The 19856-nt window shown below is 72.5% G+C and carries 21 protein-coding genes; 6 read left to right on the top strand and 15 right to left on the bottom strand.

What is annotated here, in order from left to right; genetic code table 11:
- The first annotated feature begins 95 nt into the window (after nucleotides 1-95).
- On the top strand, nucleotides 96-1676 hold the full coding sequence (locus ACFEMC_RS23125) for a diguanylate cyclase (protein WP_380172311.1): 1581 nt from the start codon (nucleotides 96-98) through the stop codon (nucleotides 1674-1676).
- A gap of 4 nt (nucleotides 1677-1680) precedes the next feature.
- Here the strand turns inward: ACFEMC_RS23125 and ACFEMC_RS23120 are convergent, their stop codons facing one another.
- The 4 genes from ACFEMC_RS23120 to ACFEMC_RS23105 all read right to left on the bottom strand — a co-directional run bounded on the left by ACFEMC_RS23120 (nucleotide 1681) and on the right by ACFEMC_RS23105 (nucleotide 6924).
- Nucleotides 1681-3660, bottom strand: coding sequence for a M13 family metallopeptidase (locus ACFEMC_RS23120; protein ID WP_380172309.1), 1980 nt, complete (start codon nucleotides 3658-3660; stop codon nucleotides 1681-1683).
- Nucleotides 3657-4931: a multidrug effflux MFS transporter gene (locus tag ACFEMC_RS23115; RefSeq protein ID WP_380172307.1), complete on the bottom strand. Its 1275-nt coding sequence runs from the start codon at nucleotides 4929-4931 to the stop codon at nucleotides 3657-3659. Before ACFEMC_RS23115 ends, ACFEMC_RS23120 begins: the two co-directional genes overlap by 4 nt.
- A gap of 147 nt (nucleotides 4932-5078) precedes the next feature.
- Nucleotides 5079-6566, bottom strand: coding sequence for an amino acid permease (locus ACFEMC_RS23110; RefSeq protein ID WP_380172305.1), 1488 nt, complete (start codon nucleotides 6564-6566; stop codon nucleotides 5079-5081).
- A 115-nt stretch (nucleotides 6567-6681) separates the two neighbouring features.
- A complete protein-coding gene (locus tag ACFEMC_RS23105; RefSeq protein WP_380172303.1) occupies nucleotides 6682-6924 on the bottom strand; it encodes a hypothetical protein in 243 nt (80 codons plus the stop codon).
- A gap of 57 nt (nucleotides 6925-6981) precedes the next feature.
- On the opposite strand from ACFEMC_RS23105, the gene ACFEMC_RS23100 reads away from it, so the two are divergent.
- Nucleotides 6982-7164, top strand: a complete 183-nt coding sequence (locus tag ACFEMC_RS23100; protein ID WP_380172301.1) for a hypothetical protein — start codon at nucleotides 6982-6984, stop codon at nucleotides 7162-7164.
- Nucleotide 7165: 1 nt separating this feature from the next.
- Here the strand turns inward: ACFEMC_RS23100 and ACFEMC_RS23095 are convergent, their stop codons facing one another.
- The gene (locus ACFEMC_RS23095) at nucleotides 7166-8425 is read right to left on the bottom strand and encodes an MFS transporter (RefSeq protein WP_380172299.1); all 1260 of its coding nucleotides are present in this window, start codon (nucleotides 8423-8425) and stop codon (nucleotides 7166-7168) included.
- 86 nt (nucleotides 8426-8511) lie between these two features.
- Here ACFEMC_RS23095 and ACFEMC_RS23090 point away from each other — a divergent pair, with 86 nt between their 5' ends.
- From ACFEMC_RS23090 to ACFEMC_RS23080, 3 genes are all read left to right on the top strand, one after another.
- Nucleotides 8512-9120: a TetR/AcrR family transcriptional regulator C-terminal ligand-binding domain-containing protein gene (locus tag ACFEMC_RS23090; RefSeq protein WP_380172297.1), complete on the top strand. Its 609-nt coding sequence runs from the start codon at nucleotides 8512-8514 to the stop codon at nucleotides 9118-9120.
- A 9-nt stretch (nucleotides 9121-9129) separates the two neighbouring features.
- On the top strand, nucleotides 9130-9708 hold the full coding sequence (locus ACFEMC_RS23085) for a TerD family protein (protein WP_380172295.1): 579 nt from the start codon (nucleotides 9130-9132) through the stop codon (nucleotides 9706-9708).
- Nucleotides 9709-9854: 146 nt separating this feature from the next.
- On the top strand, nucleotides 9855-10838 hold the full coding sequence (locus tag ACFEMC_RS23080; RefSeq protein WP_380170681.1) for an IS481 family transposase: 984 nt from the start codon (nucleotides 9855-9857) through the stop codon (nucleotides 10836-10838).
- Between the two features lie 34 nt (nucleotides 10839-10872).
- On the opposite strand, the gene ACFEMC_RS23075 is transcribed toward ACFEMC_RS23080, so the two are convergent.
- The 5 genes from ACFEMC_RS23075 to ACFEMC_RS23055 all read right to left on the bottom strand — a co-directional run bounded on the left by ACFEMC_RS23075 (nucleotide 10873) and on the right by ACFEMC_RS23055 (nucleotide 14366).
- The gene (locus ACFEMC_RS23075) at nucleotides 10873-11604 is read right to left on the bottom strand and encodes a DsbA family protein (protein ID WP_380172293.1); all 732 of its coding nucleotides are present in this window, start codon (nucleotides 11602-11604) and stop codon (nucleotides 10873-10875) included.
- Nucleotides 11605-11649: 45 nt separating this feature from the next.
- On the bottom strand, nucleotides 11650-11979 hold the full coding sequence (locus ACFEMC_RS23070; protein ID WP_380172291.1) for a hypothetical protein: 330 nt from the start codon (nucleotides 11977-11979) through the stop codon (nucleotides 11650-11652).
- A gap of 71 nt (nucleotides 11980-12050) precedes the next feature.
- Complete coding sequence (locus tag ACFEMC_RS23065) at nucleotides 12051-12551, bottom strand: dihydrofolate reductase (RefSeq protein ID WP_380172289.1); 501 nt, start codon at nucleotides 12549-12551, stop codon at nucleotides 12051-12053.
- A gap of 10 nt (nucleotides 12552-12561) precedes the next feature.
- Nucleotides 12562-13365: a thymidylate synthase gene (locus ACFEMC_RS23060; RefSeq protein ID WP_380172287.1), complete on the bottom strand. Its 804-nt coding sequence runs from the start codon at nucleotides 13363-13365 to the stop codon at nucleotides 12562-12564.
- Nucleotides 13366-13466: 101 nt separating this feature from the next.
- Nucleotides 13467-14366 carry a hypothetical protein gene (locus tag ACFEMC_RS23055; RefSeq protein ID WP_380172285.1) on the bottom strand — a complete coding sequence of 300 codons (900 nt, stop codon included), beginning with the start codon at nucleotides 14364-14366 and terminating at the stop codon, nucleotides 13467-13469.
- A 275-nt stretch (nucleotides 14367-14641) separates the two neighbouring features.
- Between ACFEMC_RS23055 and ACFEMC_RS23050 the strand changes: the two genes are divergently transcribed.
- Nucleotides 14642-14953, top strand: coding sequence for a hypothetical protein (locus ACFEMC_RS23050; protein ID WP_380172283.1), 312 nt, complete (start codon nucleotides 14642-14644; stop codon nucleotides 14951-14953).
- Here ACFEMC_RS23050 and ACFEMC_RS23045 read toward each other — a convergent pair.
- Genes ACFEMC_RS23045 through hutU form a run of 5 tightly spaced genes read right to left on the bottom strand, consistent with a single transcriptional unit; the run spans nucleotide 14950 to nucleotide 19848 of the window.
- Entirely contained in the window at nucleotides 14950-15108 is a 159-nt protein-coding gene (locus tag ACFEMC_RS23045; protein WP_380172282.1) for a hypothetical protein, read from the bottom strand. The two genes, ACFEMC_RS23050 and ACFEMC_RS23045, sit on opposite strands and share 4 nt — an antisense overlap.
- A 4-nt stretch (nucleotides 15109-15112) precedes the next feature.
- The gene (locus tag ACFEMC_RS23040; protein ID WP_380172280.1) at nucleotides 15113-15712 is read right to left on the bottom strand and encodes a hypothetical protein; all 600 of its coding nucleotides are present in this window, start codon (nucleotides 15710-15712) and stop codon (nucleotides 15113-15115) included.
- 28 nt (nucleotides 15713-15740) lie between these two features.
- A complete protein-coding gene (gene hutI, locus ACFEMC_RS23035) occupies nucleotides 15741-16886 on the bottom strand; it encodes an imidazolonepropionase (protein ID WP_380172278.1) in 1146 nt (381 codons plus the stop codon).
- On the bottom strand, nucleotides 16883-18184 hold the full coding sequence (locus ACFEMC_RS23030) for a formimidoylglutamate deiminase (RefSeq protein WP_380172276.1): 1302 nt from the start codon (nucleotides 18182-18184) through the stop codon (nucleotides 16883-16885). Before ACFEMC_RS23030 ends, hutI begins: the two co-directional genes overlap by 4 nt.
- Nucleotides 18181-19848, bottom strand: a complete 1668-nt coding sequence (gene hutU / locus ACFEMC_RS23025) for a urocanate hydratase (protein ID WP_380172274.1) — start codon at nucleotides 19846-19848, stop codon at nucleotides 18181-18183. The genes ACFEMC_RS23030 and hutU overlap by 4 nt, the downstream gene beginning before the upstream one ends.
- Nucleotides 19849-19856: the final 8 nt, after the last annotated feature.

Raw genomic sequence — 19856 nt, 5'->3', positions numbered from 1 at the left:
CGGTCGGCCCATGTCCCCCCGTCCGTCGGACGTCGATGTCAGGCTGGAGGCAACGGCCACCGCGGCCGGCCTGGGACCGGGGGTTGAGGACGTCGATGGCGTCGGTGGCACCGCTCGCGCAGCTCATCGCCGTGGCCGTGGCGATCACGATGACGACGGGTGTCCTGACGTTCCGTCGCCGGCGCGAGACGCCCGCCGCGCTCCCCCTGACCGCGGCGCTGGCTTCCGTCAGCCTGTGGGGCGTCTCCGTCGTGCTCCAGAACGCGGACCTGCCGGCCCGGTGGCTGGACCTCACGGTCTTCCCGCAGTTCCTCGGGGTCGGGGGTTGCGTGCTCTCGCTGCGGCTGTTCGTGGACGCCGTCAGCGGTCGCAGCCTGCGACCGCGGCGCGTGCTGGCCTTCAGCGTCGAGCCCGCCCTGCTCCTGGTCGTCCTGGCCCTGGACCCCCACCTGCACCTGTTCCACGCGACCGTCGAGCACGTCGGCGATCCCGTCCGACGGGTCGTGACCGCCGGACCGCTCTTCTGGGTCAACGCGTTCTACAGCTACGCCGTCATCCTCACGGCCGCCTCGACGATCTGGACGCTGCGCCGCGGCAGCCGGGGACTGCAACGGCGGCAGGCCACGACGATGCTCGTCGCCATCCTCGTCCCCTTCCTGTGCAACCTCGCCGTCGTGCTGCCGGGCGTCGCGGTGGCCGTCGACATCACGCCCCTCGCCTTCGCCGTCACCGGCGTCCTCTTCGCGTACGCGGTGCTGCAGCAGGACCTGCTGCGACTCGTCCCGGTCGCGCGCTCGCTCGTCGTCGAGACCGTCACCGACGCCGTCTTCGTCGTCGACGCGCGCGAGCGGCTCGTGGACGTCAACCCCGCCGGGACGGCCCTCCTGGGCACGGAGGCCGGGCTGCGCGACACCGTCGTCGGCCGGCCCTTCGCCCACCTCGTGGAGGCCGTCGTGGCCGAGGCCGTCGCCGCCGGCGAGGGCGAGACCGTCGTGCGGCTCTCCCGCGGCGGGCACCTCGACGTCCGCACCCGCTGGATCCGCGACGACCACGGGCACCCGCTGGGGCGCGTCGTCGTCGCCCGGGACGTCACGGACCGGTTCCGGGCCGCGGAGGCGCTGGAGCGGGCCAACGACCGGCTCCGCGCCCAGGTCGCCACGATCGAACGGCTGCAGGCCGACCTGGCCGAGGAAGCCTCCCGCGACCCGCTGACGGGACTGCGGAACCGGCGCCGGTTCGTCGACGACCTCACCGCGCGGCTGACGACCGCCGCGGAGGCGGGGCACCCGCTCTCCCTCGTGCTGCTCGACGTCGACCACTTCAAGTCCATCAACGACGCGCACGGCCACGCCGTGGGCGACGACGTGCTCGTCGAGGTGGCCCGGGCGCTCGGCGCGCACGCGCGCCCCGAGGACGTCGTCCGCTACGGCGGTGAGGAGTTCGTCGTCCTCCTGCCCCACCTCGACACCGATGCCGCGCGGGTCCGCGCGGAGGAGCTGCGGGCGGCCTGCGCGGGCGTGCGGGTGGGGATCGAGTCGCTGCGCATCACGATCAGCGCCGGCGTCGCGACCGCCCCGGCCCACGGGACGACCCCCGACGAGCTCCTGCTCGCGGCCGACCGCGCCCTGTACGAGGCCAAGGGCGGCGGCCGCGACCAGGTCGCGCTCGCGGACTAGCGGGTCACCAGATCCGGACGCGGTCGGCCGGGTCGAGCCACAGCCCGTCACCGGGCTGCGTGCCGAACGCGTCGTGGAACTCGACGAGGTTGCGCACGACCGCGTTGCACCGGAACTCCGGCGGGGAGTGCGGGTCGATTGCGAGCCGGCGCTCGACCTCGGCGGGACGGACCTTGCCGCACCACACCTTGGCCCAGCCGAAGAACAGGCGCTGGCTGCCCGTCAGGCCGTCGACGACCGGGGCCTCCTCGCCGCCGAGGGCGATCTCGTACGCCTTGTGCGCGATCGTCAGCCCGCCGAGGTCGCCGATGTTCTCGCCGACGGTGAGCGACCCGTTGACCTTCTTGCCCGGCGTCTCCGGCGGTTCGAGGGCGTCGTACTGGTCGACGAGGGCCTGGGTGCGCTGGCCGAACTCGGTGCGGTCGGCGTCGGTCCACCAGTCGTTGAGGTTGCCCAGCCCGTCGTACTTCGAGCCCTGGTCGTCGAAGCCGTGGCCGATCTCGTGGCCGATGACCGCCCCGATGCCGCCGTAGTTCTCGGCGTCGTCGGCGTCGAGGGAGAAGAACGGGGGTCGCAGGATCGCCGCGGGGAAGACGATCTCGTTCATGCCCGGGTTGTAGTAGGCGTTGACCGTCTGCGGGGTCATGAACCACTCGCTGCGGTCGACGGGGCCACCGAGCTTGGCGAGCTCGCGGTCCACCTCGAACGCGAAGGCGCGACGCACGTTGCCGAGCAGGTCCGTCCGGTCGACCGTCAGCGCGGAGTAGTCCCGCCAGCGGTCGGGGTGGCCGATCTTGGGCGTGAACTGGCCCAACTTCTCCAGCGCGCGGTCCTTCGTCTCCCGCGTCATCCAGTCGAGGGCCTCGATGTCCTGCCGGTACGCCTCGACGAGGTTGGCGACGAGCTCCTGCATGCGCGCCTTGGCCGCCGGCGGGAAGTGCTCCGCGACGTACAGCTCGCCGAGGGCCTCCCCGAGGGTGCCCTCGACCAGGCCGACCCCGCGCTTCCAGCGCTCGCGCAGCTGGGGCGCGCCGGTCAGCGTCGTGCCGTAGAACGCGAAGTTCTCCTCGACGAAGTCCTGGGACAGGAACGCGGCGGCCTGGTGCAGGACGCGCCAGCCGAGCCAGTCCTTCCACGTCTCCACCGGCGTCGCCAGCAGCACCTCGGCCATGCCCGTGAGGTAGCTGGGCTGGCGGACGACGACGTGGGCGAAGGCGGAGTCCGGCAGCTCCGCGGCGTCGAGCCAGGCCGCCAGGTCGATCCCGGGCAGCAGCGCCTCAAGACCCGCGCGGTCCACCTTGTTGTACGTGGCGTTCGCATCGCGGTTCTTCACGCGGTCCCAGTGGTGGGCCGCGAGCGCCGTCTCGAGGTCGAGGATGCGCTGCGCCGCACCGGCCGGGTCGGGACGGTGCCCGAGGGTGAGGATGCGCTCGACGTGGCCGCGGTAGGCCTCGCGGATCGGCGCGTACTGCTCCTCGCGGTAGTACGACTCGTCGGGCAGCCCGAGGCCGGACTGGGTGAGGTAGACGACGTACTCGTCGGACTTGGCGTTGTCGGTGTCGACCCAGTAGGCGAAGGGACCACCGACGCCGGAGCGCTCGAAGGCGCCGAGCTGGCGGACGAGGCCCGCGTGGTCGGTGACGGCGTCGACGGCGGCGAGCTCGGGGTCGAGGGGGGTCGCGCCGAGGGCCTCGATGCGGTCGGTGTCCATGAAGCTGGCGAACAGGTCGCCGATCTTCTGGCGGACCGTGCCGGGCGCGGCCTCGCCGGTGGCCGCGGCCTCGGCGGCGGACTCGACGATGGTCCGGCACTCGGCCTCGGACTGGTCGCGCAGGCGGATGAAGGCCCCGTCGACGGCGCGGTCGTCCGGGATCTCCGTCGTCGCGAGCCAGCGGCCGTTGACGTGCCGGAAGAGGTCGTCCTGGGGGCGGACCGACGGGTCGACGTCGCTGCCCGCGGGCTGGGCGTCCGTGATCGAGGTCATGACCTCACAGTAGGACGGATCCTGGGCCACACCGAGAGCAGGAGGGCGACGTTGATCACGACGGCCCCGAGGACGACGAACGCCATGGCGCGCGCGTCACCGCCGAGCAGGCCGACGAGGACGCCGACGAGCCCGCCCACCCCGGACTGCAGGGCCGTGACGAGGGCGGCGGCCGCCCCCGCGCTGTCGCCGTAGGGCTCCAGGGCGAGCACGACGGCGTTGGGCATGATCAGGCCCAGGCTCAGCAGCAGGAGGTACAGCGGGGCGGCGAAGAGCACGAGACGGTCGGTACCGGACAGCAGGGACACCGTCAGGGCCACGCCGAAGACGGCCGCACCGGCCACGCCGACCCGCAGCAGGCGGGGCGAGCCGAAGCGCTCGACGAGGGCGGCGTTGAGCTGGGTGCCCCCGATGAGCGCCGTCCCGTTGAGGGCGAAGAAGACGGCGAAGCCCGTCCCGGTGAGGCCGAAGCCGTCCTGCAGGACGAAGACCGACGTCGAGACGTAGGACATGATCGTCGCCAGCGCGAGGCCCGGCATGGCCGCGAGGGCGAGGAAGCGCCGGTCGCGGACGAGCTCGCGGTACCCGGCGAAGGTCCGCAGGACGCGGCGCGCGCGCTCGGGGACGATCGGGGCGGCCTCGACCTCGGCGCGGGCCTGGACGGCGGAGTCGCACAGCTCGCGGCGCGTCTCCGGCAGCGAGCGCCAGACGGCGATGAGGACGCCGACGCCGGCGAGGACGAGCAGACCCAGGACCGGCCGCCACCCCGTGTGGTTCGCGATGAACCCCCCGACCGTGGGGGCGAAGAGCGGGGCGACGCCGATGACGAGCACGAGCCGGGACTGCAGGCGTGCGGCGGCCGGCCCGGTGAACAGGTCGCGGATGACGGCCATCCCGATGACGGCCCCGGCCGAGGCGCCGACACCGGACAGGACGCGGAACGCGACGAGCGTGGGCAGGTTCGGGGCGATCGCGCACAGGGCGCTGGCGACGACGTAGACGCCGAAGCCGACCATCGCGGGCCGGCGGCGGCCGAAGGCGTCCGAGAGCGGGCCGACGACGAGCTGGCCGAACGCGGAGCCCACGAGGACGCCGGTGATCGTCAGCTGGGTGCGTGCGTGGGTCGTGCCGAGGTCCTCGGCGACTTCCGGCAGCGACGGCAGGTAGAGGTCGATGGTCACGGCGCCGAGGGCGGCCATGGCGCCGAGCAGGACGACGAGGCCGATGGTCGAGGGGCGGCGGGTGGTGGGCGCGGTCTGGAGCGCGGACATGCGCGGGAGGTCCTCGGGGGCAGTCGCGGGGTGCCTCGCACAGCGCCGGGCGGGGCTCGACGCGGCAGGACGCCGCCGTCCCCTCCACCCTAGGGCGAAGGGGGCGACGACGTCCTGCCGGATTGCGGACCCGGTACCGGTACCGGTCTAGTCGCGCGGGCGGCGGTCCGCCTTGACGGGGAACTCGCCGGTGTAGCCCATGCGCTCCTCGGCGGCGGCCAGGACCCGCTTGCGGACGGCGAACCAGCCGAGCACCAGCAGCGGGACGATCACCACGAGGGCCAGGACCGTGGGACGGCTGTCGGGGTCGTAGGCCATGATCCCGAGCACCGCGACGAGGAAGGCCAGGACGAGGTAGCCCGTGAACGGGGCGCCGAAGAGGCGGTAGTGCGGGCGCTCGACGATCCCCTTCTTCGACCAGGCGTGCAGCCGCATCTGGCAGAGCACGATCGTCCCCCAGCTGGCGATGATGCCGAGCGCGGAGGCGTTGAGGACGATCTCGAAGGCCCGGCCGGGCGCGAGGTAGTTGAGGACGACGCCGAGGACGGCGACGACCCCGGTGATGGCGATGCCGCCGAAGGGCACACCGCCCTTGTTGAGCTTGGCCGCGAACTTGGGGGCCGAGCCGTTCATCGCCATGGACCGGACGATGCGGCCGGTGGAGTAGAGCCCGGCGTTCAAGCTCGACAGGGCCGACGTGAGCACGACGAAGTTCATGACGTCACCGGCCCCGGGGACGCCGAGCTTGGAGAAGAAGGTGACGAAGGGGCTCTCGTTCTTGCTGAACGCCGTGTACGGCAAGAGCAGGGCCAGCAGGACGAGCGAACCGCAGTAGAAGACGACGATGCGGATGATCACCGTGTTGATCGCCCGCGGCATGATCTTCTCGGGGTTCTCGGTCTCCCCGGCGGCGGTCCCGACGAGCTCGACGGCCGCGTAGGCGAAGACGACGCCGGAGATGACGACCACGAGCGGGACGGCCCCCGTGGGGAACCAGCCGCCGTTGTCGCTGATGACGCTGAAACCGGTCGGCTTGCCCTCGATCGGGAAGCGGCCGGCGAGGAAGACGATCCCGATGAGCAGGAAGGCCGTCAGGGCGACGACCTTGATGAGCGCGAACCAGAACTCCATCTCGCCGAAGATCTTCACCGAGACGAGGTTGAGGCCCAGGACCACGACGAGGGCGGCGAGCGCCAGCAGCCACTGCGGGGCCGCGCTGAACGCGCTCCAGTAGTGCAGGTAGAGCGCGATGGCCGTGATGTCCACGATGGCCGTCATCGCCCAGTTGAACCAGTACATCCAGCCCGCCACGAAGGCGGCCTTCTCGCCGTAGAACTCGCGGGCGTAGGAGACGAAGGAGCCGGACGAGGGCCGGTGCAGGACGAGCTCGCCGAGGGCGCGCAGCATGAGGAAGACGAAGAAGCCGCAGATCCCGTAGACGATGAAGAGCCCGGGTCCCGCGTTGGCCAGGCGCCCGCCGGCGCCGAGGAAGAGGCCCGTGCCGATCGCCCCGCCGATGGCGATCATCTGGAGCTGGCGGTTCTTCAGGCTCTTGTGGAGCCCGCCGTCCTCGTGGGAGAAGTCGCGCTGGGCGGTCGCCTGCCCCGCTCCGCTCCCCCGGTCGTCGACTGACATGCAGCTTCCTCTCCTCGGTCGTCGCCGTCGTCGTCGACGGAGTGGACCGGGGAAGGCAACCAGATCCGGATCACCTGCGCATTCCCAGGGTGTTTCCGGTGTGTCACACCACCGGTCAGGCGACCAGGGAGACGTGCTCCTCGAACGTGTACTCGTCGAGGAGCCGGACGCCGTGGACCAGCGCGGCGCGGACGGCGGGCTCGCCGGACCCCGCGTCGTTGGCGACGAGGACGTCGGTGCTCTCTGTGACGACGTCGTCGACGCGCAGCCCGGCCCGGCGCGCGCGGGCTTCGAGGTCGGTGCGGGCGGACAGGAAGTGGCCGCTGAAGGCGACGCGCTGACCGGGGCGGAGGGTCATGCCGTGGTGATCGGCAGGGGCCGCGTCGCCCTTGACCGGGCCCCTAGCGTGGCGGGGGTGCAGCGATCGACCGTCACCGCTCTCCTCGTCGTCGCCACCGCCCTGTCCGGCGCGGTGCTGGTGCTGCTGACGCCCTCGTTCTTCGACGGCACGCCCCCACCGGCCTGGGTCCTGTGGCCGGTGGTGGGTGTCCTCGTCGCCTCGGGTGCCGCGTTGGTGCTGCACCGCTCGCAGCCGTAGGTCAGGCGCGCTCCTGCAGGGGGCACGCCTCGGGCGTGCGGCGCAGCTGACCGGGAACGGCCGCGGAGTGGCGCGGCGTGCGGCGGCCGGCGCGGACGCTCGCGATCAGACCGGCCACACCGGCCACGACGACGAGCGCGACGTACCCGTCGACGACCGGTCGCAGTCCCACGTGCGGGGCGAGGAAGCCCGCGATGACCGCCGGCAGGCCGAAGGCCAGGTAGCTGACGACGTACACGGCGGCCAGGACGCCGGCGCGCTCGTGGGCTGGGGCCGTGCCGAGGACGCCGCGCAGGGCCCCCTGGAAGCCGGCGCCGAAGCCGACGCCGGACAGCAGGGCGCCGGCGAAGAAGACCGGCACGGACAGCAGGGTCAGGCCGAGGACCAGGACGAGCGGGCCGGCGACGAGGCCGGCCATGCCGAGGGTCATCACGCGGCGGGGGTCCTGGTGACGGGTGAGGACGCCCGTCACGGCGCCGACACCGGCGACGGAGGCGACGACGAGACCGCCCACGACGTGGTTGCGGAGCCCGAAGACGCCGGCGACCACGGAGGGCCCGAGCCCGAGACACAGACCCCCGAGGCCCCAGCTGCCGAGGAAGCCGGGCAGGTGAGCGGTGAAGGCGCGGCGCGAGGACGCGGGGAGCTGGACGACGGGTCGCAACGAGCGCAGGGCGCCGGGCGCGCGGCCGACGACGTCGGGGGTGAGCGCGACCGCGGCGAGCGCCAGGAGCAGCAGGCCGGCGAGGACGAGGTACGTGAGCTCGGTGGGCGCGGGACCGAACTGCACGAGCACCCCGGCGCCGAGACCGCCGGCCATGAGCCCGGCCGGCGGGGCCGCGCCGTTGACGAGCTGGGCCAGCGGGGTGCGGGTCGGGCCGGCCAGGTCGAGGAGCCAGGCCCCGAGAGCGCCGATCGCCGTCCCCGTCGAGAAGCCCTGCAGCGCACGACCGGCGACGAGCGTCACGACGTCGGACGCCTGGGAGAAGACGAGCATCGAGGCGATGACGCCGACGAGGGCCGCGAGCACCACGGGCCGACGCCCGAGGTGGTCCGACAGCGAACCGACGGTGAGCAGCGCGACGAGCAGGACGGCGGCGTAGACCGCGAAGACGACGGTGACGGCGGCCGGGCCGACGCCCCAGAGCTCCTGGTAGACGGGGAAGACCGGGGACGGGGCCGAACTGGCGGCGACGAGCAGGCCGAGCGTGAGGGTGACCAGGACGAAACCCGTGCGGGAACTGGTCGCGGTGCGGGACACGTGCGCTCCTGACGTGGGGGAGGTGTCTCGAGGAAACTACTCGGGGTCCCCGTCTAACGCAACACCGTTTGCGTTAAGATGGGGTCATGACGCCGGCGATGACGCGCCCCGGTGGGCGCAGCGCGAAGGTGACGGCCGCCGTCCACCGGGCCGTCGTGGAACTGCTCGCCGAGGGCGATCCGCTGACCGTCCCGCAGGTCGCAGCGCGGGCCGGCGTCAACGCGACGAGCGTCTACCGGCGCTGGGGCGACGTGGCCGGACTGCTCGCCGACACCGCGCTCGTCCGCTTCGGCACCAGCTCCGCGGTCCCCGACACGGGGTCGCTGCGCGGGGACCTGGTCGCGTGGGGGACAGCGCTCGTGGAGGAGGCCGGCCGCCCCGAGGAGCTGGCCCTGCTGCGGGCCGCGGTCGCCGTCGGACCCGCCGATCCCGGTGCACCGGAAGGGTTCGAGTCGGCCTGCTCCGCCTGCCTCGTCGGTCGCAGCACCCAGGCCGAGAGCATCCTGGCGGCCGCCCAGGACCGCGGGGAGGAGCCGCCGACGGCCACCCGCGTCCTGGACCACCTCGTCGCGCCGATCTACTTCCGCGCCCTCTTCGGGCTGCCCGCGCCGTCGGTGGAGGTGCTCGTCGAACTGCTCGTCGAGCGGCTCGTGTCCCCGGCTGCCGCTCAGGCGACGTCCAGCCCGCCCAGGTAGGTTTCGGGCATGGGTGTGACTCTCGCCAAGGGTGGAAACGTCTCGCTGGCCAAGGTGGCCCCGAACCTCGACGAGGCGCTCGTGGGCCTGGGCTGGGACGTGCGCACGACGACGGGTCTGGACTTCGACCTCGACGCCAGCGCGCTGATGCTCGGGACGAACGGCAAGGTCCTGTCCGACGGGCACTTCGTCTTCTACAACCAGCTGACCAGCCCCGACGGGACCGTCCGGCACACCGGCGACAACCGCACCGGTGAGGGTGACGGCGACGACGAGAGCATCGAGATCGACCTGCGCAGCGTCCCCGCGAACGTCGACAAGATCGTCTTCGCGGTGTCCATCCACGACGCCGAGGCGCGCCGGCAGAGCTTCGGGCAGGTCGTCAACGCGTTCATCCGGCTCGTCAACCGCGTCGACGGCAGCGAGGTCGTCCGGTACGACCTGTCCGAGGACGCCTCGACCGAGACGGCGATGGTCTTCGGCGAGGTCTACCGCCACAGCGGGGAGTGGAAGTTCCGCGCCGTCGGGCAGGGGTACGCGTCGGGGCTGCTCGGGATCGCGCAGGACTTCGGGGTCGACGTCTCCTGAGGGGCCCCTCTTGGTGAACGTTGTCCGGCGCTAGGTGTACTCAGCCATGACGTTGGTGACACGCGGCGTGGCTGATTGAACGGGGAAGGCCCCCGGTGGCTTGGTGGAGGTCTCTGACGCCATCCATCAAGACCCCGGAGGCCTTCGTGTCCCACGCTAACGCCCGCCTGACCCCGCACGGGCGCCTACTGCTGGCCCGCCGCGTCATCGACGATCACCGCCCGGTCGCCCACGTCGCCAAGGAGCTCGGCGTCTCCCGCCAATGCGCCCACCGCTGGGTCGCCCGCTACCGCACCGAAGGCGCAGCCGGCCTGGCCGACCGCTCCAGCCGCCCCCATACCCAGCCCACCCGCACCGACCCGGTCACCGAAGCGCGCGTCCTGCGAACTCGCGCCCAACTGCGCGTGGGCCCCGACGCCATCAGTGACCAGACCGGTGTCCCGGCCCGAACCGTCAGCCGGATCCTGCAACGGCACCACATGCTCCCGCTGGTCGCGTTGGACCCACTGACCGGTGAACAGATCCGAGCCACCCGCCGCAGCGAACACCGCTACGAGCACACCGAGCCCGGATCCCTCGTGCACGTGGACGTCAAGAAGCTCGGGCGCATCCCCGACGGCGGAGGCTGGCGGGCCCACGGCCGCAGCGAAGAGGTTCGCGGGCGAGGAATCGGCTTCGACTACGTCCACGCCTGCATCGATGACCACTCCCGCTACGCCTACGCCGAGATCCTCCCCGATGAACGGGGCGAGACCTGCGCGGCGTTCTTCACCCGCGCCGCCGCAGCGTTCGCGGCGGCCGGCATCACCCACATTCAGCGGGTCATGACCGACAACGCCTTCTCCTACCGCCGCTCCCTGGCCTTCGGCGCCGCGGTCGCTGCAGTCGGGGCCAGGCAGAAGTTCATCCGCCCGCACTGCCCCTGGACTAACGGCAAGGTGGAGCGGTTCAACCGAACCCTGGGCACGGAGTGGGCCTACCGGCAGGTGTTCACCAGCAACGACGCCCGCGCTGACGCGCTGGCACCGTGGCTGGTGCGGTACAACACCACCAGACCCCACCACGCTCTGGGACGTCAGGCCCCGATCACTCGACTACCTGTCACCAACGTGCCGGCTGAGTACAGCTAGGGCGCCGGACAACGTTCCTCAGGGAGAGGGGACGTCAGATGGCGCAGCCGTCCGGGCCGCAGGCGTCGGCAGTGGCGTCCCCGACGTGCGTGAGCGGGTGGCTCTCGGCCCACGCCTGGCGCAGCACCTGGGCGAACTGCTCGGTGGGCTGGGCGCCTGAGATGCCGTAGGTGCGGTCGATGACGAAGAACGGGACCCCGCGGGCGCCGAGCGCGCGGGCCTCGGCCACGTCGGCGCGGACGGCGGCCAGGTAGCGGTCCTCGGCGAGGACGGCCCGCGCCTCGTCGGCGTCCAGCCCGGCCTCGGCCACGAGGCGCACGAGGGTCTCGTCGTCGCCGACCGGCTCACCCTCGGTGAAGTTCGCCCGCAGGAGGCGCTCCTTGACGTCGCCCTGGACCCCGCGCTCGGCCGCGAGGTGCAGCAACTGGTGCGCCTTGACGGTGTTGGCGGGGACCGAGATGTCCTGGTGGAAGTCCAGGCCCTCGGCCGCGGCCATCGCGTCGACGTGGGCGACCATCGGCGCCACCTGCTCGACGGGCTGCCCGAACTTCGTCGACAGCCGGCGCAGGTGGGCGTCGCTGGGACCGTCCGCCTTCTCGTGCACCGTCTCCGTCGTGGGGTCGAGCTCGAAGGACCGCCACACCACCTCGACGTCGTCGGCGTGCTCGAAGTCGCGCAGCGCGCTCTCGAACCGGCGCTTGCCGATGTAGCACCACGGGCAGACGACGTCGGACCAGATCTCCACCTTCACGGTGGGGGCAACCACACCGGACGCGCACCTCTTCCGCGCGTCCGGGTGACGCTGCGGCGGTCAGTCGCCGCCGCCCCCACCACCGCCGGAGTCGCCCCCGAAGCCGCCGCCGGAGTCGCCGCCCCAGCCCCAACCGCCGCCGGAGTCGTGCGAGTGGCTGTGGGAGTGGCCCCAGCCGGAGTGGTGGTGGGTGTCGGGCAGGTTCACGTAGCCGCCGGTGTCACCCCCGGCGTCCCCGCCGAGGACGCCGGGCCAGCTGATGTCCGAGCGGTGCCGCTTCGCCGGCTTGGGGCCGAGCTTGACGCTGCCGGGCCGCGACCGTGAGCACAGGTGGCCCACCAGGGAACACACGAGGACGATCACTGCGAACGAGAGGAAGAGCGTCACCACGACTGCCTCCTTCGGCCGGGAGCCCCAGCGGGGGCTCGATGCCTCACGGTGGCACGGAACCGACTGCCGCGCTAGTGGTTCGCCCCGTCCGGCCGGTCCGCGCGGCGCCACGTCACCACGCGGAAGCGGGGCCCGGCCGACGAGGTCCGCCACTCCCCCGTCTCGACCGCGCGCCAGGGCTCACCCACGACGGGCGCCCGGGTGTCACCGGCCACGTCGAGGTCCACCTCGGTGACGACGAGGACGTCGGCGCAGGCGAGCGCCGCCGCGTAGACGGCCTGCCCGCCGGCGACCCAGACGTCCGTCCCGAGGCCCAGCGCGACGTCGAGGTCGGCGACGACCTCCGCGCCGGGGGCGTCGTACCCGGCGGTGCGGGACAGGACGACGTTGCGACGCTCCGGCAGCGGACGGAAGCGGGGCGGGAGCGACTCCCAGGTCGCACGGCCCATGACGACGGTGGTCCCCGTGGTGAGCGCGGAGAAGTGCGCCATGTCCTCGGGGATGCGCCACGGGATGCGGCCGTCCACCCCGATGACGCCGTTCCGGGACTGCGCCCAGACGAGACCGATCACCGGACGGCCATCAGACGGCCACGGGGGCCTTGATCGTTGGGTGGGGTTCATACCCTTCAAGCCGAAAATCATCCAGCTCATGCTGAAAGAAGGGCTTGCTCTCAATAGTCAAGCTCGGGAAGGGTCGAGGCGACCGGGAGAGAAGCTCGTTCACCTGATCCTTGTGATTGTCATAGATATGACAGTCTCCCCCGGTCCAAACCAAGTCCCCGTAGTTCAGACCCGTCTCGTCTGCCACGAGCATCGCGAGCAGCGCATAACTCGCGATGTTGAATGGAACACCCAGGAAGAGGTCAGCCGACCTCTGGTAGAGCTGGCAGGACAGCTTTCCATCGGCCACGTAGAATTGGAAGAGCACGTGACAAGGAGCTAAGGCCATCTTCCCAAGATCCGCAACGTTCCAGGCGGAGACAATCAGCCTGCGCGAGTCGGGATTGCGTCGAATATTCTTGAGAACCTCTGAAATCTGGTCAATGTGCTCCCCGTCCGGGGTCGGCCACGAGCGCCATTGAACGCCATAGACGGGGCCAAGTTCGCCCTGACCGTCTGCCCACTCGTCCCAGATCGAGACGCCTCGCTCTTGCAACCATGCGACATTGCTATCCCCACGCAGGAACCAGAGCAGCTCCAGCGCGATCGACTTGAAGTGCACCCGCTTGGTCGTGACGAGAGGAAAACCCTTAGATAGGTCATAGCGCATCTGGTGGCCGAAGACGCTGTGGGTCCCGGTTCCGGTTCGATCCGACTTCGCGGTGCCGGTGGCTAGGACATGTCGCAGCAAGTCTTCATACTGAGTGTCGACGCGCAAAACCATGCTGGGCAGTATGCGTGACCATCTCGCGACCACCAAGAACCCTGGCGTGTCGCCCAGTCCACCCCTCTAGTCAGGCCGACCTGGCTGTGAGACGCAGTCGGTCAGACGTCGAAGTCCCGGTCGTCCGCCGCCTCCCCGCGCACCACGGCGGCGAGGCGGGCGAGCCAGGCCGCGCCGGCCTCGTCGTGGACGGTGTGGCGGGGTTCGAAGACGGGGTACGGGGTCGTGGGGACGCCGTCGGCGGGGCGGACGTCGACGTGCACGACGTCGTGGCCCTGGGCGTGCAGCCAGTCGGCCATGGCGTAGTCGGTGCGGGAGTCCCCGACGGTGCGCCAGGCGGTCGGCAGCTCGCCGTCCTGCGCGAGCATCCGCAGCGCCATCTCGGCGCCGCGGTCCTTGCCGAGCAGGACGGACTCGATGTCGGTGGAGATGATCGTCGGGTCGATCCGCCAGTCCACGCCCCCGCGCGCGTCGGGCATCGTGGCGCCCTTCCAGGTGACGCCGAGGTCGAGGTCGGCGAAGACCTCCAGCGCGGCCTTCTCGTACTCGGGCTGGCGGGCGAGGTAGGTCGCGGAGTCGACCTCGAGGCGCTGCTCGATCGACACCATGGCGCGCTTGCCCGCGTCGACGAACACGAGGTCGGCGAAGTCGGTGCGCGCCAGCGCTTCCAGCCGGACGGCGGCGTCGCGCGGGACGACGACGGTCTCGTCGACCTCCACGGGGCCCACGCCGTCGGCGGTGACGCTGAACGTCACCGCGCCCTTCTCGCACACCGCGTGCAGCCGGGCGGCGGCGGGCAGGCCGGCGGCGAGGACGGGGCCGATCACCTGCTCACGCAGGAACGCGTCGGAGCGGCCGGTGTTGAAGACGACCGGGATCCCCGCGGCGAGCAGTTCCAGGAGGCTGTCGAGCAGGCCGGGGGCGCTGATCGAGCGGGTCACGGGGCTGGCGATCGGGCCGTCGACGTCGAGGAGGAGGCCGAAGGCGGGAGCGGTCGTCACCTCCCGATCCTCCCACCCGCGGGGTGCCGGGCCGGACGGGTGAGCGGGCCGCGTTCGCGCCGGTCAGGAGGTTCCTGCTGGCAGGGTCGGCGGGTGCGTCCCGTGCTCGTCCTGCCCCTCGGAGCCCTCGTCCTCACCCTCGCGGCCTGTGGGAGCCACTCGCCACCTGCGGCCGGCGTTGCGCCGACCTCCGCTCCGACGGGTCCGGCCACGACCGCGCCGCAGGACGCGGGCCCGACGACGACTGGTCGCGCAGCGGCCCGCTCGCGACGTCCATGCCCACCCGCACGTGCGTCCTGCAGGAGTCGCAGCTCGAGGCGGGCATCAGCACCGTGTCGACCACCTGCTTCGACCCCTCGACCTACGCCACCGAAGCGCCCTGCGTTCCTCCGTCGGGGATGACCAGTGGGATCTTCCTCTGCGTGGAACTGCCGAAGCTGACGCAGCGCGTCGTCGACGACTGGAACAGGTTCGCTGACGACGAGGACCGCGCGAGTGCCGAACGCCACGGCCTGACGCTGGAGGAGTACCGGCGCCAGAACCCCGACCAGCACGCAGACGGGTCCCCCGTGGACCTGCCGTCCTAGTTCAAGACGTCGAAGACTGCCTTGAGGACCTTGAAGGGGATCTTCACGACGGCCCAGACCAGGGACCCCAGGTCCAGGAGGTCGCCTGCGCCCTCGGCGACCTCGAGCGCCTTGTCGCGGCGGCGGTGGGAACGGCGGCGGAGTCGACGGCGCACCACGTCAGCCCGCCGACCGCTTCTGCTGGTCGCGCACCCCGTCCAGGGCGACCACCGCGACGAGCAGGAGGGCCCGCAGGTCCGGCCCCAGGGTCGGGTCGGTGCTCAGCACGAACTCGTCGGCGTCGACGAGGACGCGGTCGAACGCCCGACGGCGGCGGTGGACCCCGGCGAGGAGGTCGCCCTCCTTGCGCAGGCTGGTGGCACGCGGGTCGGCGTGCAGGGTGACCATCCACTCCCGACTGCCCCACGCGCCGCCGGTCATCCGGGCCAGGAACCCGTCGAGGGTCGCGATCTCCAGGCGCGGCGCCCCCCAGGAGTTCTCCTGCCGGACTTGGCCGAGGGGACTGCCGTCGGGCCGGACGGCGTGGAACTCCAGGCGCTGCCCCCACCGGGCAGGCCGCTCCACGAACAGCAACGGCGCACCGCCCGCGACGACGACGTGGCGCGAGGACGTGACGATCCCCAGGAAGCCGTGGCGCTGCTCCTCCGCGACCTCCGCGAGCGCGGTCCCGTCCGGCGCCAGCACCTCGTAGTGGTGGCGGGTCGAGAACACCCGACCCTGCTCGCGCAGGACGAGCTCGGGGGCGTCGAAGACCGTCACGGTCGCAGCATGGCGCAGGGGTACCCGCTCAGTGGACGGAATGCGTCAACGGGATCCCGGGACGGTAGGCGAGGTGGGTGACGGACGGCGCGTCGAGCACGTGCAGGTCGGCGCGGGCGCCGACGGTGAGCCGTCCGACGTCGATGCGGCGCAATGCCTGCGCCCCTCCGGCGGTGGCGGCGTGCACGGCCTCGGCGACGGTCAGGCCCATCTGCAGGACGGCCGTCGCGACGCAGAACGCCACGGAACTCGTGTAGCTCGAACCCGGGTTGCAGTTGCTGGCGATCGCGACGGTCGCGCCGGCGTCGAGGAGCCGACGGGCGGGGGCGAGCGGCTGGCGGGTCGACAGGTCGCAGGCCGGCAGGACGGTGGCGACCGTGTCCGACCCCGCCAGCGCGTCGACGTCGGCGTCGGACAGGTGGTTGCAGTGGTCGACGCTGGCGGCACCGACCTCCACGGCCAGCCGCACGCCCGGCCCCTGGCCGAGCTGGTTGCCGTGGACGCGCAGCCCGAGGCCCGCGTCGCGCGCGGCGAGCAGGACGGTCCGGGCCTGCTCCTCGTCGAAGGCGCCCGTCTCGCAGAACACGTCGGCCCAGCGCACGTGGTCGCGCACGGCCTGCAGCTGCGGGCCGACGAGTTCGGCGAGGTAGTCGGCGGGTTCCTCACCGGGGGCCACGATGTGGGCCCCGAGCCACGTCACCTCGTCGGTGAACTCGGCGGCCAGCAGGGCCGCGCGCAGTTCCTCGGCAGGCGTGAGGCCGTACCCGGTCTTCGTCTCCAGTGTCGTCGTCCCCTGCGCGCGGGCCTCGGCGACGTGGCGGCGCAGGCTGCGGCGCAGCTCCTCGTCCGTCGCGGACCGGGTGGCGGCGACGGTGGTCGCGATGCCCCCGGCGGCGTAGGGCAGGCCCGCCATCCGCGCCTCGAACTCGTCCGTGCGGTCGCCGGCGAAGACGAGGTGGGAGTGCGAGTCCACCCAGCCGGGCAGCACGGCGCGGCCGCAGACCCCGATGCGCTCGTCGGCCTCCGGCGCGGCGCTCGCGGGCCCCGTCCAGGCGACGAGACCGTCCTCGACGACGAGCGCCGCGTCGTGGATCCGGCCCAGCGGGTCCTGAGGCGTGGCCCGTTCGGGGTCGTTCGTCGTCAGCTCGGCGATGCCGGTGTAGAGCGTGCTCACGCGAACCTCCGCAGGACGTCGGCGACGCGGTCCTCCCCCACCGCCGTGTGCTCACCCTGTCGGACGCGGACCTCGCCCGCCACGACGACGTGCGTCACGTCCTGGGCCGTCGCCGTCATCGCGAGCTGGGCGGGGTCGGAACCGGCCGTCCGGACGGACCCGGTGCGGACGGCGACGAGGTCGGCGGGCTGTCCGACGGCGATCGTCCCGCCCTCCAGGCCGAGGCTGCGGTGGCCGCCAGCCGTGAGCGCGGCGACGAGGTCGGCGGGGTCGAACACCCCGCGCCGCAGCGAGCCGAGCCGGGCGGCCGCCTCGAGTCCGCGGGTCTCGGCGAACGGGTCGACGACCGCGTGCTGGTCGGTGCCGAGGGCCAGCACGGCCCCGGCGTCGGCGAGGGCCCGGGCGCGCCCCACCCCGTCGCCGAGGTCGGCCTCCGTCGTCGGGCACGCCACGACCGAGGCCTGCCGCGCCCCGAGGAGGGCGACGTCGGCGTCGGTGACGTGGTTCGCGTGGACGACGGACAGCGCGGGGCTGAGGGCCCCGGCGCGGTCGAGGAGTTCGGTCGGGGTGCAGCCGTAGGCCCGGCGGCAGGCCTCGTTCTCGGCGGGCTGTTCTGACAGGTGGACGTGGACGGGCGCGCCGAGGTCCCACGCCGTCTCGGCCACCTTCGACAGGTCCGCCGGGGCGACGGCGCGCACCGAGTGCGCCGCCACCCCGACGCGGAAGAACTCGTCGGACGGGAGCTGCCGGACGCGCCGTGCCCAGGCCCGGACGTCGCCGTCGGAGAACCGGCGCTGCTCGGGGAGGACGGGTTCCCCCGGCGCCGAGGTCAGGTACAACGCGTCGAGCAGGACGAGACGGATCCCCGCCGTCCGCGCCGCGTCGCGCAGGGCGAGGGCCATCGCGTTCGGGTCCTCGTACGGCGTGCCGTCGGGACGGTGGTGCAGGTAGTGGAACTCCCCGACCGCGGTCCAGCCCGCGAGCACCATCTCGGTGAACGCGGCCGTCGCCAGCTCCCGGTAGGAGTCGGGCTCGAGGCGACCCGCGAGCTCGTACATCGCGGTCCGCCAGGTCCAGAACGTCCCGCCGTTCCCGTGGGTGCGGCCGCGCAGGGCGCGGTGGAACGCGTGCGAGTGCGCGTTCGCGAACCCGGGGAGCACCAGGCCCGGGAGGACCTCGTCGCCCGGTTCCGCGCTCGTGCCCGGGGTGACCGCCGTGATCCGACCGGCGGCCACCTCGATCCGCACGTCCCGGACGACGGCGCCGTCGATCCAGGCGACGTCGGCGTGGAAGGTCACTGTTCCCACATCGGGACGCGCAGACCGCGTTCGCGGGCCACCTCGGCCGCGCGGTCGTACCCGGCGTCGACGTGCCGCATGACCCCGGTGCCGGGGTCGTTCGTGAGGACGCGCTCGATCTTCTCGGCGGCGAGCGGGGTGCCGTCGGCGACGGTGACCTGACCGGCGTGGATCGAGCGGCCGATGCCGACGCCACCGCCGTGGTGCAGGGACACCCACGTCGCCCCGGACGCCGTGTTGAGCAGGGCGTTCAGCAGCGGCCAGTCGGCGATCGCGTCGGAACCGTCGGCCATGGCCTCGGTCTCCCGGTACGGGGAGGCCACCGACCCGGAGTCGAGGTGGTCGCGGCCGATGACGATCGGTGCGGAGATCTCGCCGTTCGCGACGAGCTCGTTGAACTTCAGGCCCGCGAGGTGGCGTTCCTTGTAGCCCAGCCAGCAGATGCGGGCGGGAAGCCCCTCGAAGTTGACCTTCTCGCCGGCCGCGGTGATCCAGCGGCGCAGCTTCTCGTCGTCGGGGAACAGTTCGAGGATGGCGCGGTCGGTGCGGGCGATGTCCGCGGGGTCGCCGGACAGCGCGGCCCAGCGGAACGGGCCACGCCCCTCGGCGAACTGCGGGCGGATGTAGGCCGGCACGAACCCGGGGAACTCGAACGCGCGGTCGTAGCCGCCGAGGCGGGCCTCCTCGCGGATGGAGTTGCCGTAGTCGAACACCTCGGCGCCGCGGTCCTTGAACTCGACCATGGCCTTGACCTGCTTGGCCATCGCCTCGCGGGAGCGGCGGGTGAACTCCTCGGGGTCCTTGGCCGCCAGCTCGTGCCACTCCTCGACCGTGACGTCCTCGGGCAGGTAGCTCAGCGGGTCGTGCGCTGACGTCTGGTCGGTCACGACGTCGATGGGGGCGCCGCGGTCGAGGAGTTCGGTGAACACCGTCGCGGCGTTCCCGACGACGCCGACGGAGAGCGGGCGGCGGGCGTCACGGGCGGCGACGACGCGGGCCAGGCCGTCGTCGAGGTCGTCGGCCAGTTCGTCGAGGTAGCCGTGGTCGACGCGGCGCTGCAACCGGGCGCGGTCGACGTCGACGACGAGGACGGCGCCCTCGTTGAGGGTGACGGCGAGCGGCTGCGCGCCACCCATCCCGCCGGCCCCGCCGGTCAGGGTGATGGTGCCGGCGAGGGTTCCGCCGAAGGACTTGTCCGCGACGGCGGCGAACGTCTCGTACGTGCCCTGCAGGATCCCCTGGGTGCCGATGTAGATCCACGACCCGGCGGTCATCTGGCCGTACATCGTCAAGCCCAGGGCCTCGAGGCGGCGGAACTCCGGCCAGGTGGCCCAGTCCCCGACGAGGTTGGAGTTCGCGATGAGGACGCGCGGGGCCCAGGCGTGGGTGCGGAACACCCCGACCGGTTTGCCGGACTGGACGAGGAGGGTCTCGTCGTCCTCGAGGGTCTCCAGCGTGCGGACGATGGCGTCGTACGCCTCCCACGACCGGGCGGCCTTGCCGGTCCCGCCGTAGACGACGAGGTCGTCGGGACGTTCGGCGACCTCGGGGTCGAGGTTGTTCATGAGCATCCGCAGCGGGGCCTCCGTCTGCCAGCTCTTCGTGTGGAGCTCGTTCCCGCGGTGGGCGCGGACGGGACGCGGCCCGTGGGTGTTCGCGGACATGCGGTTCT

This window comes from Kineococcus sp. DHX-1 (assembly GCF_042473625.1).
In the GTDB taxonomy this organism is placed as follows: domain Bacteria; phylum Actinomycetota; class Actinomycetes; order Actinomycetales; family Kineococcaceae; genus Kineococcus.
The sequence above is the reverse complement of the archived record's forward strand: the minus strand, read 5'-3'. Positions and strand labels throughout refer to the sequence as shown.

Coding starts and splice junctions, on each gene's coding strand:
- ACFEMC_RS23090 (WP_380172297.1), top strand. CDS start 8,512: ATGACGCCGGCGATGACGCGCCCCGGTGGGCGCAGCGCGAAGGTGACG.
- ACFEMC_RS23120 (WP_380172309.1), bottom strand. CDS start 3,660: ATGACCTCGATCACGGACGCCCAGCCCGCGGGCAGCGACGTCGACCCG.
- ACFEMC_RS23050 (WP_380172283.1), top strand. CDS start 14,642: ATGCCCACCCGCACGTGCGTCCTGCAGGAGTCGCAGCTCGAGGCGGGC.
- ACFEMC_RS23060 (WP_380172287.1), bottom strand. CDS start 13,365: ATGGTTTTGCGCGTCGACACTCAGTATGAAGACTTGCTGCGACATGTC.
- ACFEMC_RS23125 (WP_380172311.1), top strand. CDS start 96: ATGGCGTCGGTGGCACCGCTCGCGCAGCTCATCGCCGTGGCCGTGGCG.
- hutU (WP_380172274.1), bottom strand. CDS start 19,848: ATGTCCGCGAACACCCACGGGCCGCGTCCCGTCCGCGCCCACCGCGGG.
- ACFEMC_RS23110 (WP_380172305.1), bottom strand. CDS start 6,566: ATGTCAGTCGACGACCGGGGGAGCGGAGCGGGGCAGGCGACCGCCCAG.
- ACFEMC_RS23115 (WP_380172307.1), bottom strand. CDS start 4,931: ATGTCCGCGCTCCAGACCGCGCCCACCACCCGCCGCCCCTCGACCATC.
- ACFEMC_RS23085 (WP_380172295.1), top strand. CDS start 9,130: ATGGGTGTGACTCTCGCCAAGGGTGGAAACGTCTCGCTGGCCAAGGTG.
- ACFEMC_RS23105 (WP_380172303.1), bottom strand. CDS start 6,924: ATGACCCTCCGCCCCGGTCAGCGCGTCGCCTTCAGCGGCCACTTCCTG.